Origin of the sequence: Streptomyces boetiae (assembly GCF_031845405.1) — a bacterium.
Classification (GTDB): domain Bacteria; phylum Actinomycetota; class Actinomycetes; order Streptomycetales; family Streptomycetaceae; genus Streptomyces; species Streptomyces boetiae.
The window spans coordinates 42,664-59,556 of record NZ_JAVREN010000017.1; the positions used below are offsets into that span (position 1 = coordinate 42,664).

At 77.0% G+C, this 16,893-nt stretch carries 14 protein-coding genes and 2 tRNA genes; 10 read left to right on the forward strand and 6 right to left on the reverse strand.

From position 1 onward, the window contains the following. Positions 1-88 precede the first annotated feature (88 nt). Together RM780_RS13730 and RM780_RS13735 are read left to right on the forward strand one after the other, a co-directional pair. Complete coding sequence (locus tag RM780_RS13730; protein ID WP_311630970.1) at positions 89-2,251, forward strand: dynamin family protein; 2,163 nt, start codon at positions 89-91, stop codon at positions 2,249-2,251. Beyond that, positions 2,248-3,837, forward strand: a complete 1,590-nt coding sequence (locus RM780_RS13735) for a dynamin family protein (protein WP_311630971.1) — start codon at positions 2,248-2,250, stop codon at positions 3,835-3,837. Before RM780_RS13730 ends, RM780_RS13735 begins: the two co-directional genes overlap by 4 nt. A 64-nt stretch (positions 3,838-3,901) precedes the next feature. Here RM780_RS13735 and RM780_RS13740 read toward each other — a convergent pair whose 3' ends face one another. Together RM780_RS13740 and RM780_RS13745 are read right to left on the reverse strand one after the other, a co-directional pair. After that, entirely contained in the window at positions 3,902-5,293 is a 1,392-nt protein-coding gene (locus tag RM780_RS13740) for an Hsp70 family protein (protein WP_311630972.1), read from the reverse strand. After that, positions 5,290-7,779 (reverse strand): Hsp70 family protein, encoded by a 2,490-nt coding sequence (locus RM780_RS13745; protein WP_311630973.1) that lies wholly within the window; start codon positions 7,777-7,779, stop codon positions 5,290-5,292. Before RM780_RS13745 ends, RM780_RS13740 begins: the two co-directional genes overlap by 4 nt. A gap of 253 nt (positions 7,780-8,032) precedes the next feature. On the opposite strand from RM780_RS13745, the gene RM780_RS13750 reads away from it, so the two are divergent. Then, positions 8,033-9,160, forward strand: a complete 1,128-nt coding sequence (locus tag RM780_RS13750) for a hypothetical protein (RefSeq protein ID WP_311630974.1) — start codon at positions 8,033-8,035, stop codon at positions 9,158-9,160. 140 nt (positions 9,161-9,300) lie between these two features. Here RM780_RS13750 and RM780_RS13755 read toward each other — a convergent pair whose 3' ends face one another. Beyond that, positions 9,301-10,302: an esterase/lipase family protein gene (locus tag RM780_RS13755; RefSeq protein ID WP_311630975.1), complete on the reverse strand. Its 1,002-nt coding sequence runs from the start codon at positions 10,300-10,302 to the stop codon at positions 9,301-9,303. Between the two features lie 178 nt (positions 10,303-10,480). On the opposite strand from RM780_RS13755, the gene RM780_RS13760 reads away from it, so the two are divergent. Continuing rightward, the gene (locus RM780_RS13760) at positions 10,481-11,125 is read left to right on the forward strand and encodes a TetR/AcrR family transcriptional regulator (RefSeq protein ID WP_311630976.1); all 645 of its coding nucleotides are present in this window, start codon (positions 10,481-10,483) and stop codon (positions 11,123-11,125) included. 119 nt (positions 11,126-11,244) lie between these two features. Beyond that, positions 11,245-11,808 (forward strand): methylated-DNA--[protein]-cysteine S-methyltransferase, encoded by a 564-nt coding sequence (locus RM780_RS13765; protein ID WP_311630977.1) that lies wholly within the window; start codon positions 11,245-11,247, stop codon positions 11,806-11,808. Between the two features lie 36 nt (positions 11,809-11,844). On the opposite strand, the gene RM780_RS13770 is transcribed toward RM780_RS13765, so the two are convergent. The 3 genes from RM780_RS13770 to RM780_RS13780 all read right to left on the reverse strand — a co-directional run bounded on the left by RM780_RS13770 (position 11,845) and on the right by RM780_RS13780 (position 15,217). Then, the gene (locus RM780_RS13770) at positions 11,845-13,005 is read right to left on the reverse strand and encodes a sialidase family protein (RefSeq protein ID WP_394812958.1); all 1,161 of its coding nucleotides are present in this window, start codon (positions 13,003-13,005) and stop codon (positions 11,845-11,847) included. Positions 13,006-13,176: 171 nt separating this feature from the next. Then, complete coding sequence (locus RM780_RS13775; protein ID WP_311630979.1) at positions 13,177-13,845, reverse strand: NAD(P)H-binding protein; 669 nt, start codon at positions 13,843-13,845, stop codon at positions 13,177-13,179. Positions 13,846-13,957: 112 nt separating this feature from the next. Next, a complete protein-coding gene (locus RM780_RS13780; RefSeq protein WP_311630980.1) occupies positions 13,958-15,217 on the reverse strand; it encodes an amidohydrolase family protein in 1,260 nt (419 codons plus the stop codon). Positions 15,218-15,298: 81 nt separating this feature from the next. On the opposite strand from RM780_RS13780, the gene RM780_RS13785 reads away from it, so the two are divergent. From RM780_RS13785 to RM780_RS13805, 5 genes are all read left to right on the forward strand, one after another. Then, a tRNA-Thr gene (locus tag RM780_RS13785) sits at positions 15,299-15,371 on the forward strand. A gap of 17 nt (positions 15,372-15,388) precedes the next feature. Then, positions 15,389-15,461, forward strand: a tRNA-Met gene (locus tag RM780_RS13790). Between the two features lie 95 nt (positions 15,462-15,556). Beyond that, the gene (rpmG, locus tag RM780_RS13795) at positions 15,557-15,721 is read left to right on the forward strand and encodes a 50S ribosomal protein L33 (protein WP_097230363.1); all 165 of its coding nucleotides are present in this window, start codon (positions 15,557-15,559) and stop codon (positions 15,719-15,721) included. A 111-nt stretch (positions 15,722-15,832) separates the two neighbouring features. Continuing rightward, complete coding sequence (locus RM780_RS13800) at positions 15,833-16,318, forward strand: MaoC family dehydratase N-terminal domain-containing protein (RefSeq protein WP_311630981.1); 486 nt, start codon at positions 15,833-15,835, stop codon at positions 16,316-16,318. Next, positions 16,315-16,749: a MaoC family dehydratase gene (locus tag RM780_RS13805; RefSeq protein WP_311630982.1), complete on the forward strand. Its 435-nt coding sequence runs from the start codon at positions 16,315-16,317 to the stop codon at positions 16,747-16,749. Before RM780_RS13800 ends, RM780_RS13805 begins: the two co-directional genes overlap by 4 nt. Positions 16,750-16,893: the final 144 nt, after the last annotated feature.

Here is a 16,893-nt window from a genome sequence, read left to right on the forward strand (position 1 = left end):
CCCGCCCCCCGGGCTCGCCCGCCAGCCCATGGCCCGCCCAAGACCCGCCCCCGCACCACCCGCAGACTCATCCGCCAGGGAGCACCGCATGGCCGAGTACGACGTCCTGAGGCAGCGCCTCCTCCTGCTGCTGGACCGGATCATCCCGATCGCCGAACAGCGCGGCACCGCCGAGGAGACCACCGACCGGCTCTACGGCGCCCGCGAGCGGCTGCGCTCCGGCCGCCTGACCGTCGTGGTGTGCGGCGAGTACAACCGCGGCAAGTCCAGCCTGCTCAACGCCCTTCTGGAACAGCCCAACCTGCTGCCCGCCAACATGTACATCGCCACCCGGCTGGTGCTGACCGTCTCCTGGGGGAACACCGAGCGGGTCCACGTCACCCTCGTGACGGAGCCTGGGCAGCCGCCCGAGCGCCGCCGCATCGCCCGGGCGCAGATCGGGGAATTCGCCGCCCAGGGCACCGACCACCCCGACGCCGAGCGCGCGAGGCTGATCGAGATCGAACTCCCCGACGAGCGGCTGGCCTCCGGGCTCGTCCTGGTCGACACCCCTGGCGTCGGCGGCGTCTACCACGACCACACGCTGGCCACCCAGCAGTACCTGCCCTCCGCGGACGCGGTGCTGTTCGTGGCCTCCGCGCAGGAGCCGCTGTCCCTCAGCGAGACCGACTTCCTCGCCGAGGCCGCGCACGCCGTGCGGGCCGCCGACCACCCCGACGCGCTGCTGTTCGCCCTCACCAAGACCGACCTCCAACCCCCCGCCGAGACCGAGCGGTTCGCCGCCGGGATGCGGGCCAGGATCGCGCAGGTCACCGGGCGCCCCGAGGAGACCGTCGAGATCCTGCCGGTCTCCAGCCGCGCCAAGCTCCACCACCTGGTGACCGAGGGCGGCGACGACCTGCTGCGCCACTCCGGCTTCCCCGAGCTGGAGGCGGCCCTGTGGCACCGCCTGGCCCGGCACCGCGCCCGCGCGCTCCTCGGCGGGGCCCTGGGCGAACTCGGCGCGGGGCTGCGGACGTTGCTGGAGCCGCTGCGCGCCGAGGAGGTCGCGCTGCGCGACGCCAGCGGCGCCAGGCTGGAGGAGCTGACCTCCCAGGTGGAACGCGAGTCCGCGCGCCTGGCCGAGCTGGCCGCCCAGGAGGCGCCCTGGCGGGCCCGGCTCACCAAGGCCCTGGAGGAGCTGCGCACCCGCCTGCGGGCGCGTGCGGACGAGGAGCTGGCGCGGGTGTGGACCCGGGCGGAGGCGGAATACCTGCACGTGGTGGACCTGCTCCAGGACCCCGCGGCCCTGGCCGCCCGGGTCAACGGCGACCTCGGCGCCGCCCTGGCGGCGGTCGGGGAGTGGGCCGACCGGCAGGCCGCCGCCGCGCAGCGCGACCTGGCCCGCGACCTCAGCCTGGAGCTGGCCGACGCCTCCCTGGGCGCGATGCCCGCCCCCGCCGTCGTGGACCTGGGCGCGCTCGGCCGCCTGCAACGCCCCACCCGCACCGTCGTCCACTCCACGCCCGCCGAGTACCGCACGGTCACCGAGACGCGCGTCGTGCGCTCCGAGCGGCAGCAGAGGTTCGCGGACGGCGTCGGCAGGCTGCTGGGCCGCTGGGGGCGGCGGGCCGCGGAGGCCGCCCTGCACGTCTTCACGCCCACCGTCACCGAGACCCTGATCCGGAAGGAGGAGGTCACCCCCGCCTCCCGGTGGGAGGAGGTGATCGAGGAGGAGATCCCGCCCGCCGAACTGGCCCGGCGCCGCGAGCAGTTGCGCGCCGAGCTGCGGACCGCCCGCGAGGCGGGGGAGGCGGGCACCGGAGCGGTCGTCGCGGGGATGGTGGACGCGTTCGCCGCCGACATCTCCGCCGACTTCGACAGCCGCATCGCCCGGGAGCGGGAGCGCATCGACGACACCCTCGCCCGGCTGCGCGCCGGCATCCGCGCCACGGAGGAGAAGGCGGCAGCGCGGCGCGCCGAACTGGCTGGCGAGCAGGTGCCGTTGAAGGAGATCGAGGAGGCGGCGGCCGAACTCGCCCCGCGCGCTGCCCGCCTGGCGGGGGCGGCGGGCGCCTGGGCGCCGGAGCCGGAAGCGCCCGACGCGGGCGGCAGCGCGCCGGACCCCGGGGTGGGCACGCCCGGCCCTGGCGACAGCGCGCCGGACCCCGGCGAGGGCACGCCCGGCCCTGGCGACAGCGCCCCGGGCTCCGGCGAGGAAACGCCAGAGTCAGGCGAGGAGACGCCGCGCCCGGACGAGGGCGTCGCGTGAGCGAGCCCCTTCAGCGGCGGGTCGCCGCCGCGTTCGAGACCGCCGTCGGCCTGCTCGAACGCGGCGGCGAGGACACCGAGTTGCTGCGCCGCGCCCTCGCTGCCGAACGTGACCGGGCCCGGCGGACCATGAGCGTGGCCGTCGTGGGGCGCATCAGCACCGGCAAGTCCACCCTCGTCAACGCCCTGATCGGGGAGGAGCGGCTGGCCACCGGCTCCCAGGAGCTGACCTACAACGTCAACCGGCTGCGCCACGGCCCCCGGGCCCGCCTCCTCGTGCGCTACAAGGACGGCCGGCCGCCTCGGCCGTTCGACCCTGGCCGGCTAGCGGAGCTGACCGTGCGCCGCGAGCGGCGGCCGGAGGAGATCGACGGCATCGCGGAGATCGTGGTCGAGCTGCCGAGCCCCTACCTGCGGGCCTTCGAGCTGATCGACACCCCGGGGCTGGACTCCGTCTTCGGCCAGGACTCCCTCAACACCCTGGAGTTCCTCGGCCTGGACCCGGGCGAGGTGCGGTCCGCCACGCTGCGCCACGCCGCCTCGGCCGACGGGCTGGTGTTCGTCGTGCCGGTGCGCGGGCCCTCGGCCGGGGACAGCCGCCTGCTGGCGCAGTACCTCGGGCCCGAGTTCGTCGCGGCCACGCCCCTCACCGCGCTCGGCGTGCTCACCAAGTGCGAGCAGGAGTGGGAGCCCGGCGGCCCGCACCCGATGGAACTCGGCCGTGCACTGGCGGGCCGGATGCTGCGCGAGACCCCCGGCCTGCGCCGCCGCCTCTACGACCTGCTGCCGGTGTGCAGCCTCACCGGGCAGGCCGTCGCCGGGCTGGACGAGGCCGACCTGGCCCGGCTCGGGAAGCTCGCCGCCCTGCCCGAACCCCGCCTGCACGCCGCCCTGTTCGCCGCCGCCGTCTTCGCCGGGCCCGGCGACGGGCTCCCGCTGCGGCAGGAGGAGCGGGAACGGCTGTGGCGCCGCTTCGGCGCCTGGGGCATCCACGCCGCCTGCCGGGCGCTGCGCGAGGCCGGCGGCGGGGCGACGGTGGCAGGGCTGCGCGAGCGCCTGCTCGCGGACACCGGGATGACGGCCCTGCGGGAGCGCCTGAGCGACCACTTCGGCCACCGGGCCGCGCTGCTCAAGCTCGACGCCGCGCTGGGCCGCGTGCGGCGGATGCCGCAGACCCTCGCCGCCGGGCTGGGGCCGCGCGAGCGCGCCGCGCTGCGCCGGGCCATCGGCGTCATCGAGGACCTGGCCCTCAACGAGCCGGGCTTCGCCGAGCTGGCCGCCCTGCGCTCCCTCTACGGCGGGCAGCTCCGGTTCTCCGACGCCGAGGGGGAGGAACTGCGGCGCGCGCTGGGCGAGTTCGGCCGCCGCCCCGAGCAGCGGCTCGGCCTGCCCTCCGCGACGCCCGCGCCCCGGCTGCGCGAGGCCGCCGCCGAGCGCCACACCGCCTGGCTGCTGCGCTGGCAGTCCGGTCTCCTCTCCGGGCCCTCGCGCGAGGCCGCGCGGACGGTGGTGCGGGCGTACGAGCATCTGCTGCACGAACTCCCGCGCAAGGGCCGGGAGATGAGGCCGCCGGACGGCGCGGCGTGACGCGGGACCCCGCCCGGCCCGCCCGGGGGCGCGCGGGCCGTCCGGGGGCGCGCGGGCCGTCCGTTCAAGGCCGGGACGGCAGCGCGCTGACCGTCACCAGCCAGTCGCCGCCTGCCACTTGGGCGCCAGGGCGCGCGTGCTGGGCGCGGAGGGTGCCCGGGCGGGGTGCGGTCAGGTCGAGCAGGGAGCCGTCGGCGGCCCGCACCCGGGCGAGCACCTCGCCGGCGGCGTAGGCGGCTCCCGGCCCGACCCGCCACTCCAGCAGCGTCGCCGGGCCCGGGGGCAGCGGCCAGGACAGGGGCGTGCGGTCCGGCAGCGGCCCGGTGGCCGCGACGGTCAGCACCGGCCCGCCCGAGGCCCAGGCCGCCGCGCCCTGGGAGACGGCCGTGCGGGGGTCCTCCGGGCGCCGCAGCGGCAGCCGGAGCGTTGCGGCCAGATGCTCCGGCAGGCCGGGCAGCTCGCACGAGCCGCCGACCAGGATCACGGCGTCCACGGACGGGGGTTCGGCGCCCGCCGTCCGCGCCTCGTCCGCCGCCCGGCGCAGCAGCCGTGCGCAGCAGTCGGTCGTGCGGACCAGCAACGGCCGGGCCAACGAAAGGAGTTCCTGCCGGTCGAGGCCGACGACCAGCCCGGAGCCGGGGAAGACGTCCGAGGCGCTGACCTCCGCGCCCAGCCGGTGCTTGAGCGTGCGGGCGAACCCGGTCAGCTCCAGGCGCGCCCGCGGCCCCGCGTCGCCCTCCCGTTCCAGCAACGCCCGCAGCGCCGCACCGCCGTTCGCGCGCAGCCGGGCGGCGAGGGCCGCGTCCAGGTCGCGCCCGCCGCAGTCGTCCAGCGCGGCGCAGCCGAGCACGGTGTGCTCCGCTTCCTCCCCGGCCCCGCCGCCGCCCAGGCGGACCAGCGCGGCGTCGAACGTTCCGCCGCCGAAGTCGTAGACCAGCACCGTGCTGCCCGGTGGAAGGGGGTCGCCCGCCACCGGGGCCAGCGCGGCGGCCACCGGCTCGGGGACCAGATCCGGGCTCGCGATCCCGGCCCGCCCGGCCGCGGCCAGCAGCTCCTCGCGGCGGGGGTCGGCCGGGCCCCAGGAGGCCGGGCAGGTGAGGACGTTGCGGCCAACCGGCGCGCCGTTGACCCGCTCCGCCTCCTGGCGCACGGACTGGAGCAGCAGCGTGACCAGCAGGCCGGGCCGGTAACCCCGGCCGCCGAGGTCCAGCGGCACCTCCTCGCCGAGGTGGCGCTTGAGCTCGTCGCGGTAGGCGGCGGGCGCCAGCCGCTTGCGGTGCTCGGCCGCCGTCCCGACCAGGGGCACGCCCTCGTCCAGGAACACGGACGAGGGCCAGGACCACCCGTCGCTCGCCGGCTCGCGCAGTTGCCGCACCCGGCCGCCGTCGGACAGGACGGCGCGGGTGCTCGTCGTTCCGAAGTCGATGGCCAGCACGGGTCCTGCGGCGCTGCTCATCGCTTCACGCTCCCGCCGCCAGCCCTGCCGTTCGGCCTCGGGCGCGGCGGCGCCGGCCTGGGCCGCCGCGGCGGCGGCTCGGCGCGCGGGCGCCCCGGCTCGTGGGGGGGCTCGGGCGGTGATCCGGGCGCTGCGCGCGGCGCCGGCCGCTGGGCCCTGGCGTGCACCGGAAAGGGGGCCACCTCGGTGAGGGTCCAGACGGCGACCTCGCCCTTGCCCGAGTGCCCCGCGGCGGCCAGCCGGGTGCCGTCGCGGCTGAGGGCCAGGGCCGCGATCCCGCCCGCCAGGCTGAGCGTGCGCACAGCCTCGCCGCTGTCGAGGCTCCACAGCGTGATCCCGTCGCCCTCGGCCGGAGCGGTGGCGATCAGGCGGCCTGGGCGGCTGATCGCGGCGAGGCGGACGTTCCGGGCGGGGAGCCGCAGGACGCCGCCCGCGCGGTCGCCCAGGACGAGGACCGCGGAGGAGTCGAAGAGCACCCGGGGAGCGGCGTCGGGGCCGAGCAGCAGGTCGTACACGGCGGCCAGGTCCTCGCCGGAGCCACCGGCCGCCGCGCGGAGCCGCGCCAGGACGGCCGCGTCGCCCGGCGGCCCGGCCGCGCCGTCCCCCGGGAGCGCGCTGTCCCACGGGTCCTCCGGCGGCAGGGCGCCCGTTTCCACCTCCGTCCAGCCGTCCGTGCGCCAGACCGTGCTGTCCGCGGCCGTCCCGGCGGCCGTTCCCGCGGCAGTCCTGGCCGCTGTCCTGTCCGCTGTCCTGTCCGCCGTTCGGGCCGCGAGGAGAGCCCCGCTCGCGCTGAACGCCAGGCCGCGCACCTCCCGTTCCCTCTCCGTGGAGAAGGCGGTGCGGCCGAGCGTGTGGTCCGCGACCGCGACGCGGCCGTTCCGCGTGCCGCGGGCCAGCCGGGACGTCCCGTCGAAGGCCAGCGCGGTCACCGGGCTGTCGTGCTCGGCGGCGAAGGTCCGCTGTCCGTCGGTGAGCCGCCACACCGCCGCGGTTCCGGCGTCGTCGCCCGTGGCGAGGTACATGCCCTTGCTGCTGAACGCCAGCGCCCCCACCGAGGCGTCGGCCACGGTCCACACCGTCTTCGCCGGCTCGGCCGCCAGCCGTGCCGGCGCGTGCTGCCCGGACGCCCCGGGGAAGCCTGCCGCGCCGGACGCCCCCGCGTTCACCGCCGTCACCAGCCAGTCGCCGCTGAAGAGGGCCGTTCCCGGCTCGGCGTGCCAGGTGGCAACCGTGCCGGGGGCGTCCGCGAGGAGGCGGTAGAGGGTGCCCTCGGCCGTGCGGACGCGGGCCAGGGGGGCGCCGGCCTCGTACGGCGTGCCCTTCGCGACCAGGGTGTCCACCAGCGTTGCCTCGCCGCCGGGCAGGTCCCAGGACAGCGGGCGGGCGCCGGCGGGCGGGCGCCGGGGTCTGAGCACGCGGCCGGGCCCGCCCCCGGCCCAGGCGCAGGCGCCGCGCACCACGGCGTGCTGCGCGTCCTCGGCCTGGCGGACGGGGACGGGGAAGGCGTCCCGCAGGAAGTCGGCGACGACCGGGCTCCGGGTGCTGCCGCCCACCATCAGCACGGCGCTCAGCTCCTCCCGCCGGGTGCCTGAGGCTTCCAGCAGGTCCTCGCAGCAGTAGACCGTCCGGGCCAGAAGCCGCCCCGCCTTGCCGGCCAGTTCGGAGCGGTCCAGGGTGACGGGCACGTCGTCGCGGGTGAACCCCTCGGCCGTGTCGCCGCTGCTGAGCTGCTCTTTCAGGTCCACGGAGAGGTCCGCCAGGTCCAGCCACGCCCGCTGGGCGGCGTCCGGGTCCGCCGCCCCCGGCCGGCCCGGGACGCGCCGCAGCACCGACTCCAGCACCTCCGCGTCCAGGTCGCGACCGCCGCAGTCGTCGAGCGCGGAGTGGCCCAGCACCTCGTACTCCGGCTCCCGGACCCGCACGAGCGCGGTGTCGAACGTCCCACCCCCGAAGTCGTAGACGAGGACGAGGTCGCCGGGGCCGAACGGCGGCCCGGCGGGCGGTGCGAGCGCGGCGGCCACGGGCTCGGGCAGCAACTCCACGCTGTCGAAGCCGGCTTCGGCAGCCGCAGCGAGCAGGACCGCGCGCCGGGGGTCGGTGACGCCGTACGACGCCGGGAAGGTCATCAGCGCGTCGCGCACGGGGCGGCCCGCCAGCCGCTCCGCCTCCCCCCGCAACGCCCGCAGCAGGCCCGTCAGCAACTGCGCGGCCGTGTACTCGGCCTCGCCGAGCCGGATCGGCGCGTCCCGGCCCAGGTCCCGTTTGAACTCCGGGCGGTAGAGGCGGGGCCGGGTCCGCTTGCGCCGCTCCGCGGCGGCGCCGAAGAGCAGGCCAGAGCCGTCCGCCAGGGCCACGGAAGGCCAGTTGGCGGTTCCGCCGGCCGGGTCGTGCAGGAGGAGTACGCGCCCGCCGGACAGCAGGGCCGCCTGTGTCGTGCTGGTCCCGAAATCCACGCACAGTACGGGTTCGTCCCCGGTTTCGGTCACCGGACACCTCCTCCTCGCTCGCCTTGCTTCCCCGCCTCGTCGCGGGCGGGCCGTGCGCGGACGGCCCGCCGGCCCGGACCCGGCCGGGGTGTCGCGAACCGCCGTTCCCCCCTTCGATCGCCCGGAGGGGCCGGAAGTTCCCGGCCGGAGCACCTTCGTGCGGCCGGTTGCCGCCCGGCCGCCGGTGTGGCACAACTGACGGACCGAGCGCCCTCGCCGGCCCCCGCGGCCGGCCCGACTGCGAGGTGTTCCCATGGATTTCGCGAACGGCGCGGAGGACGGCGTTCCCCGGCTGTGCTTCGTCCTCGACACGCACGGCTCGGGCCGCGGGACCGTTCCCGAGCAGAAGCGCGACCAGCGGCGGTGGCTGGCCGTGATGGAGCAGGCGTGCCGCGACGCCGGGGTGCGGCGCGACGCGTGCGAACGGCAGGAGCGCGGGGACGGGGAGCTGCTGGTCCTGCCGCACGGCACCTCGGTGACACGGGCCGTGCCCGGCCTGCTGCGCTGCCTGAAGCTCGCGCTGGACGCGGACAACGCCAGCCGTCTGCCGGAGGCGCGGCTGCGGCTGCGGGTGGCGATGGCCTTCGGCGTGGCCGACTACCAGGTGGGCGCCGGGTGGACCGGCGCGGCCGTCCGGGAGGCATGCGGGCTGGCCGACGCGGAGGATCTGAAGGTCCCGCTGAACGGCGCGCCGGGGGCGACGCTGCTCTTCGCGGTCGGGAGCTACCTGTACGGCGAGGTCGTCAGCCAGGGATACGGGGGTCTGGACCCCGCGACGTTCGGGGAGGTGCGGGTGATGCTGAAGGGTGTCCCGCGCCCGGCCTGGGTGGAGCTGCACGAGCCGGGCGGCGCGGGGCCGGCTGACAGGCCGCCGCCGGCGCCGCCCCTGAGCGGCGAGCCGCCGGGGGCGGAGGTGCCGCGCGAGTCCCGCCCGGGCGGGGCGGAGCTGCGGGGCGGGTCCGGCGCCGCGGGCCGGGGCGACGCGGCGATGGCCCTTGGCGCGTACCTGCTCGGGCGGCAGGGGGGCGGCGGCTCACCGCATTTCGACGTGCTGGTTGCGGGCGGGGCGCCCCCCGGCGGCGGGCACCCCCTGCGGCCCGGACAACCCGGCAGGGGCTCCGGGGCCCGGGGGCCGGGCGCCCTCCACGACCCCTACGGGAGCCCCGACCCCGACGGGCGCCACGACCCCGACGGGCGCCACGACCCCGAGGACCACGACGACCCCGAGGACCGCGACGACCCGCACGGGGACCAGGACCACCACGGGCACGGGTACGAGGACCACCACGGGCACGGCGGAACGTCCTTCGCGGCCGAGGGGGACGGCGACGCGTTCCACGGGCTCGACGGCCTGGCGGACGGGCACGACGCCGGATACTGAGCGCCGAGCGGTCGAACGCCCTCGGTCACGCCGACCCGCTCCCCTCCGCGCCCCGCCCGGGCCGGTGGAGTCGGCGGGGCGCGGAGGGGCCGTTCCCCCGCGCGGGCGGCGGGAGTTGGGTGTCCTGCGGGTGAGGCGGATCAGAGGGACGGGCCGAAGTCCTCGCAGGCGGGCTGGAAGTCCGGGTCGTCCGCGCCCAGGGCGTTGACGATGTTCTGGACCGTGGGGCCGTCGAAGGCGACGCCGACGTGGCCGACGGGGTTGTCGGGGCACTGCTCCTGGAGCTCGATGTTGGTGACGTCCGGGCCGTCCAGGAGGCTGTTGGTGTACGGCGTGACGACGGCGTCGTTGCGGGTGGTGATGACGGTGTAGTCCACGCCCGGGACGGTGTCGCCGTCGGCGAACAGGGCCTCCATGAACTCGGAGCCCACCTCCTGGTCCCGCAGGCCCTCCAGGCCGGCCAGGTCGAAGAAGCCGTTGACCAGGCCGAGCAGGCCCAGCGTTTCGCCGATGGTGGTCAGGCCGCTGAGGGTGGTGCCGTGGTTGCTGGGGACCATCGCGACGAAGTCGTCCACCAGCGGGGCGCCGCCGAGGCGCTTGATGTAGTAGTGCGGCATCATCCCGCCCTGGGAGTGGCCGACCAGGTCGACCTGTTCGGCGCCCGTGGCCTCAAGGACCCGGTCCACGAAGGCGTCCAGGGTGCCGGCCGAGGAGGCCACGTCGCGCAGGCCGCCGATCCGCCCGAACATCGACAGCAGGCCCATGCCGTAGTTGAAGCCGTAGACGCAGTGGCCCTCGTTGGCCAGAGTCGGCGATATTTGGGCCCAGTTGGCGCCGAGGTTCACCCCGGTGGCGTGCACCAGGACGACGGGCTCGGGGTGTTCGGCCGAGGGCTCGCACTCCCAGTCGTTGGCCCCTTCCACCGCGCCGGGGCTGAGGAAGAAGTTGCCGAGGGCGTCGGGCAGTCCGCCGACCTCGTAGCGCGGGGCCTCCTCCCCGCCGCTCTCCCCGCCGCTCTCCCCGGCCTGGGCGGCGGGCAGGGCGGTCAGGGCGGTGGCGAGGGCGGCCACACCGGCCGCGGCGGCGATCAGGACGCGGCGCAGGGTCCGGGGACGGCGATGGGAGGTGGGGGCTCGGTTCATGAATCCTCCGGGTCGGGGGCCGCGACGGCCGGAGCGCGGCGGGCGTACGGTGCTGCCGGGCCGGGGAACAGAAACGTACGCGTTTCAGATTGGGCTACTAGACGGTAAGGGCCTGGCGCGCGGGCGGCAAGACCGCTGCAAGCGAGAATTGGCCGACGCCCGAGCGAAGGAGAGACGCGTGCCCGGCGCCGCCAGACGATCCACCCGCCCCTACGGGGGCAAGTCGCCGGAGGAGCGGCGCGCCGAGCGCCGCCGCCGGCTGCTCGACGCGGCCCTCCAGCTCTTCGGGGACGAACCCGGCTACCGGGCCTCCAGCGTGGCCGCGGTGTGCGCGCGGGCCGACCTGTCCACCAGGCAGTTCTACGAGGAGTTCCGCAACCTGGAGGACGTGCTGGTCCAGCTCCACCGGGAGGGCAACGCCCGCGCCGCCGAGGCCGCGGCCGAGGCCCTGGCCCGCGCCGCGGACGCCGGCTACGCCGAGCGGGCCGTCGAGGCGTTCCGCGCCTACGCCCGGGTGGTGGCGGACGACCCCCGGCGCGTGCGGGTGATGTTCGTCGAAGTGGTCGGCGTCAGCGCGGACCTGGAGCGCCGCCGCCTGGAGACGCGCCGCACCTGGGCCGAACTCGTGCTCGCCGAGGTGAAACTGGCCATCGAGCGCGGCGAAGTCCCGTCGCGCGACTACCGGTTGACCGTCCACGCCTTCATCAGCGCCGTCAACGGCCTGCTCTACGACTGGTCCGCGGGGTACATCCAGGCCACGCTGGACGAGGTGCTGGACGAGCTGGTGACCATCCTGGTCGGCGCCATCGAGCGCCAGGGATAGGCGCCGGGGCCGGGAACGGGCCGCCGCGTGCCGGGAGCCGGCGCCGGTGCCGCAGACTTGTGGGGGCGCCGCCCGGCCGGGCGCCGCATCCTTCCGTCAGCCGTCCGAGGAGGACCCCGATGCCGACCCGGGCCACGCCCGCCGAGCGCTCCCACGCCCTGGTCGACAGCCCCTGCGGCCCCCTCACGCTGGTGGCCGAGGGGGAGTGGCTGGTCGGCCTCTACATGGAGGACCAGCGCCACCGGCCCGACGCCTCCCTCTTCGGGCCGCGCACGGCGGCCGAAGTCGGGGCGGCCGGGGCGCCGTTCGCCGAGACCGCCCGGCAGCTCGCGGAGTACTTCGCGGGGCGGCGCGAGGTCTTCGACCTGCCGCTGCGGCCCCGGGGCACGGAGTTCCAGCGGCGCGTGTGGCGGGCGTTGCTCGACATCCCCTACGGGAGCACCTGGACCTACGCCCGCCTCGCCGCGCACATCGGCCGGCCCACCGCCTCGCGGGCCGTGGGCCTGGCCAACGGCAAGAACCCCCTCGGCGTCATCGTCCCCTGCCACCGCGTGCTCGGCTCCGACGGTTCCCTCACCGGCTACGGCGGCGGCCTGGAGCGCAAGCGCGCCCTGCTAGCCCACGAGGGCGCCCTCCGGGCCCCGGGGGAGGGGCGGCCCGGCGCCCAGCTCACGGCCTTCTGAAGGGAGTTCGGCGGGCGCGTGGCCCAGGGCGTTCCCTCAGAGCGGGCCCAGGCGGCGGAACTCGATGCGCTCGTAGGGGCCCTGCTCGCCCGTCTCGAAGAGGACCCCGGCGGTTCCGTCCTCCAGCGGGACCAGGTCGGAGTAGGCGGCGGGGAGCCGGGACAGGCTCGCGGCCGGGCGGAACGTCCGGCCCCCGTCGTCGCTGCGCCAGACGGCCGGCGCCCGGCGCTCCTCCGGCACGGACGGACCGGAGAACAGCAGCGGGCCGCCGGGCAGTTGGAGGACGCTGCCCTGCACGACCGGCACCGCGTCCAGGTCGTGCTGCGCCGCGTAGGGCGCCTCCAGGGACTCCCCGCCGTCCGCGGACCAGGCGCCCGCGCGGTGGCCCCGCCCGGTGCCGTTCTGGTCGCGGGCGCTGAAGTAGAGGCGGCCGTCGGGGAGTTCGGCGACCTGGGACTCGTTGGGGTTGAGGTCGCCGGTGTACTCGTCCGCCACGTACCCGATCCGCCAGCTCTCCCCGCCGTCGTCGCTGATCAGCGCGTGCGCCCCGTAGTACCGCGGCTCAAGTCCGGTGTCCGGCGAGCCCGCGGGCGGTGACGCGGAGTGGTTGGCGGGGATCACCAGGCGCCCGGCGTGCTCCCCGCCCGTCAGCGCGATCCCGTGGCCGGGCCCGGTGGCGTACCAGCGCCAGCCGGGCAGCGCCGCGTCGTCGGTGATCTCCCGGGAGGCGCCGAACGTCCGCCCGTCGTCCTCGCTGATCTGCACGAAGACCCGGCGCCCCTCCCCGGCCGTCACCTCCCCGCGCATGATCTCCGCCTCGGTGGACCCGCCGCCGTTGAAGGTGGTCAGCAGGACGACCCGGCCCGTCGCCGGGTCGGCCACCGGCGTGGGGTTCCCCCGGGTGTCGGAGCCGCCGGCCGCCACGACGGTCAGCGGGCCCCAGGTGCAGCCGCCGTCCGCCGAGCGCCGCGCCACCACGTCGATCGCGCCCGTGTCACCCGCCCCGTCCCGGCGCCCCTCGGCGAACGCCAGCAGCGCGCCGCCCGGCGTTGCCACCGCCGCGGGTATCCGGAAGGCCGCGTAGCCGCCCTGCCCGGCGGCGAAGGGCACGGAGGACTCGCAGGCGGGCCCGGCGGCCGGGCCGGTGGAACGCCCGTCCTCGCGCGGGCGGTCGGGCCCGGCGGCGCGGCCGTCCAGGGCCAGGGCGGTGCCGAGCACGCCGAGGGCGGCGGCGGCCGTCACCGCGAGCGCCCGGAGGGCCGGGCCGGATGGCTTCACGCGAACGGACGATACCCGCGCCGGGTTACGCCCCGGCGCGCGCCGGCGGCCTGGGGCGGTCAGCGGGCGGCCGGGGCGCCCGGCCGGGGGTCAGTCCCCCGTCGCCACCGCGGCCACCGCGGCCGGGATGGGCGTTTCCCCGTTGACCAGGTCCAGCGTCAGGCCCGCCGTCGCCGGCTGGTCGAGCAGCGCCAGCAGCACGGCCGCGACGTCGTCGCGGGTCACCGCGCCCCGGGGCGCGCCCGAGGCGGAGAGCAGCACCCGGCCGGTGCCGTGGTCGTCGGTGAGGCGGCCGGGGCGCAGGATCGTCCAGTACAGGCCGGTCCTGGCACGGATGTTCTCGTCGGCCGCGGCCTTGGCCCGCAGGTAGGCGGCGAACACCGGGTCCGTGCCCGGCGGCGGCTCCTCGTCGGTGCCCATCGAGGAGACCACCAGCAGGCGTCGCACTCCCACCTGCTCGGCCGCGTCCGCGAAGAGCACCGCGGCGCCGCGGTCCACCGTGTCCTTCCGGGCCGCGCCGCTGCCCGGGCCCGCGCCGGCGGCGAAGACGGCCGCGTCCGCGCCCTCCAGGTGCAGGGCCACCTCCTCGGCGGCGGCCGACTCCAGGTCGCAGACCACGGGCTCGGCCCCCGCGGCGAGCACCGCGCCCGCCTGGCTCGGCTGCCTGATCAGCCCGGAGACCTGGTCCCCGCGGCCGGCCAGCAGGCGCTCCAGGCGGCGGGCGATCTTCCCGTGTCCTCCAGCGATGACTGTGCGCATACCTGCGACCGTAACGCGCCGGGCCAACGCCGGGGGTCAACGCCCGTGGTCAACGTCCCGGGCGGGCATCGGGGGCCGACGACCGGGCACCCCCCGCGGGGCCGCCGCAACGCTAGCCCGTCGCCTGCCGCGGAACCCCGGGAACGCCAGGGCCCGGCGTTCCCGCGAACTCCCGCACCGCGCTGGTGCGGGCCACGATCCGGCCGCGGTGGACGACCAGGCGGCTGACGCCCTGGCTGAGCGCCGAGGCGATGCTCTCGCCGCGCACGGCCAGCAGCTCGGCCGGGTAGCCGGGGGCCACGCGGACCTCCGGCAGCCCCAGCGCCCGCCTGGCCCGGCCGCTGACCGCGGCGTACGCCTCGGCCGGGGGCCGGTCGCCGCGCGCCGCCAGCAGGTAGGCGGCCTCCAGCGGGTCGCCGCGGCCCACCGGGTTGGCCGCATCCCGCAGCGCCCCCGCCCCGGCCGTCACCCGCACCCCGGCCGAGGCCAGCAGCCGCACCGGCGTCGCGGCCCCGCGCGCGGCCGGGCCCGCGAGCCCGCACGGGCCCTGCGGGAGCGCGACCACGCCGACCCCGGCCGCCGCCAGCCGCTCCGCGGCCCGCCCGGCCGCGCGGCGCGGCACCCGCGCCAGGCCGGCCGCGGGCCCGATCAGCAGCGGGGAGGCGGGCGGCAGGCCGGAGGCCGCGGCGGCCAGCCGGGCCAGCCGCACCGGGTCGGCCGCGGCCGTGTGCAGGTCGGCGGCCAGCCCCTGGTCGGCGGCCAGGCCCAGCAGCACCTCGGCGCAGCCGTCCGGGTCCGGGTCCAGGTCGGGGCAGCAGCCCAGGGCGCGGGCCCCGCGCCGGGCGGCCTCCCGCAGCCGCGCCCGGTTCTCCGCGCCCGCCCGGCCGGTCAGCGGGCCGGGGCCGGACGTGGCCACGAACGACAGCTCGGCCAGGCCGCGCAGCGCGCGGGCGGTGGCCAGGGCGGCGTCCAGCGCGGCCAGGCCGCGGTCGCAGCGGATGTGGCTGCGCTGCGCGGTGGCGCCGTGGGCGAGCTGGATCAGGGCGGCCTCGGTGATCCGCCGCCGCGTCCCCGCGGGGTCGTGGGGGCCGGTGAGGGCCGGGCGCGGGGCGCCGTCCGTCAGGGCGGTGTCGTGGTGGGCGTGCGGCTCGGCCGGGGCGGGGAGCAGCAGGTAGCCGGCCAGGTCGACGCGGCGCGCGGCGGGCACGGGAACGGCCGGGGGAACGGCCGGGGCGCCGGCCTCGGCGACGTCCGCGACGCGGCCCGCGCGCAGCGTGACGTCCGCGGTCCGGCCGTCGGGCAGCCGCGCGCCGCACAGCACCAGCGGCTGATCGGGGGAGGCCGGGAAGGGCTCGGCAAGGGGCTCGGGCATCACCGGGAGCGTAGGGGGCGGTTGTTCCCGCCTATACGGATTTCGTCCTGGGCGCCGATGCGTGTAATCTCTTGAGCGCTCGCCCCAATAGCTCAGTCGGCAGAGCGTCTCCATGGTAAGGAGAAGGTCAACGGTTCGATTCCGTTTTGGGGCTCTGGGGTTGCACCCCATGGCGGCGTAGCTCAGTCGGTAGAGCAAACGGCTCATAATCGTTGTGTCACCGGTTCGAGTCCGGTCGCCGCTACCTCAAGTAGCCGATTACGGGGTCGGTCCTCGGATCGGCTACTCTCTCTGTGTTCAACAAGTGTTCGACCCGTCCGCCCGTCAAGGAGCACTCACGTGGCTGCCACCGACGTCCGCCCGAAGATCACGCTGGCCTGCGTGGAGTGCAAGGAGCGGAACTACATCACCAGGAAGAACCGGCGCAACGACCCGGACCGCCTGGAGATGAAGAAGCACTGCCCGCGGTGCAACTCGCACACCGCGCACCGCGAGACCCGCTGACCGGGCTCTCACACGCTCATACGTCGCCGAGGCCGCTCCCGCCCCAGGGGGCGGCCTCGCTTCGATCCGCGGGGACCGACGACCGAACGACGAGCAGGGGGATTCACGCCGATGGGCCTCGACCAGTCCTTCGCCGGGCGGAGCTACCCGCCCACCGAGCCGTACGAGGTGGGCCGGGAGAAGATCCGCGAGTTCGCCGAGGCGATCGGCGACGCGAACCCGGCCTACACCGACCCCGAGGCCGCCCGGGGCCTCGGCCACCCGGACGTGATCGCCCCGCCCACCTTCGTCTTCGCCATCACCTTCCAGGCGGCCACGGCCGTGATCCACGACCCCGAGCTGGGCCTGGACTACTCCCGCGTCGTCCACGGCGACCAGAAGTTCGTCTACAGCCGCCCGGTGCGCGCCGGGGACCGGCTGTCGGTCACCTCGACCATCGAGGCCGTCAAGTCCATGGCGGGCAACGAGATCCTCGACGTCCGCGGGGAGGTGCACGACGTCTCCGGCGAGCACGTCGTGACCGCGTTCACCAAGCTCGTGGCCCGCAGCCTGGACGAAGCCGCCGAGTCCGCCGGGGCCACGGAGGCCGCCCGATGACCGCGCGGATCGCGTACGCCGACGTCGAGCCCGGCACCGAGCTGCCGCCGGCCACCTTCCCCGTGACCCGCGCCACGCTGATCCGCTACGCCGGGGCCTCGCTGGACTTCAACCCGATCCACTGGAACGAGCGGTTCGCCCGCGAGGTCGGGCTGCCCAACGTCATCGCGCACGGCATGTTCACGATGGCCGAGGCCGTCCGCGTGGTCACCGACTGGGCCGGCGACCCGGCCGCGGTGGTCGAGTACGGCGTGCGGTTCACCCGGCCGGTCGTGGTGCCCGACGACGAGAAGGGCGCCGTCATCGAGGTGACCGCGAAGGTGGCCGCCAAGCTGGACGACGAGGCCCGCACCGTGCGGGTGGACCTCACCGCGCACAGCGACGGCCAGAAGGTCCTGGGCGTGGCCCGCGCGGTCGTCCGCCTGGCCTGAGTGGAGACGCTCCGCCTGACGCCCCGCGACGCCTGATGCCTGATGCCGGACGCCCCGGCGCCGGGCCCCGCCCGACGCCGGGCGGTCCCGGCGCGGCCGGCGCGAGGCCGGACGTTCCGCCCGCCTCACCCCCCACCCGCCGTC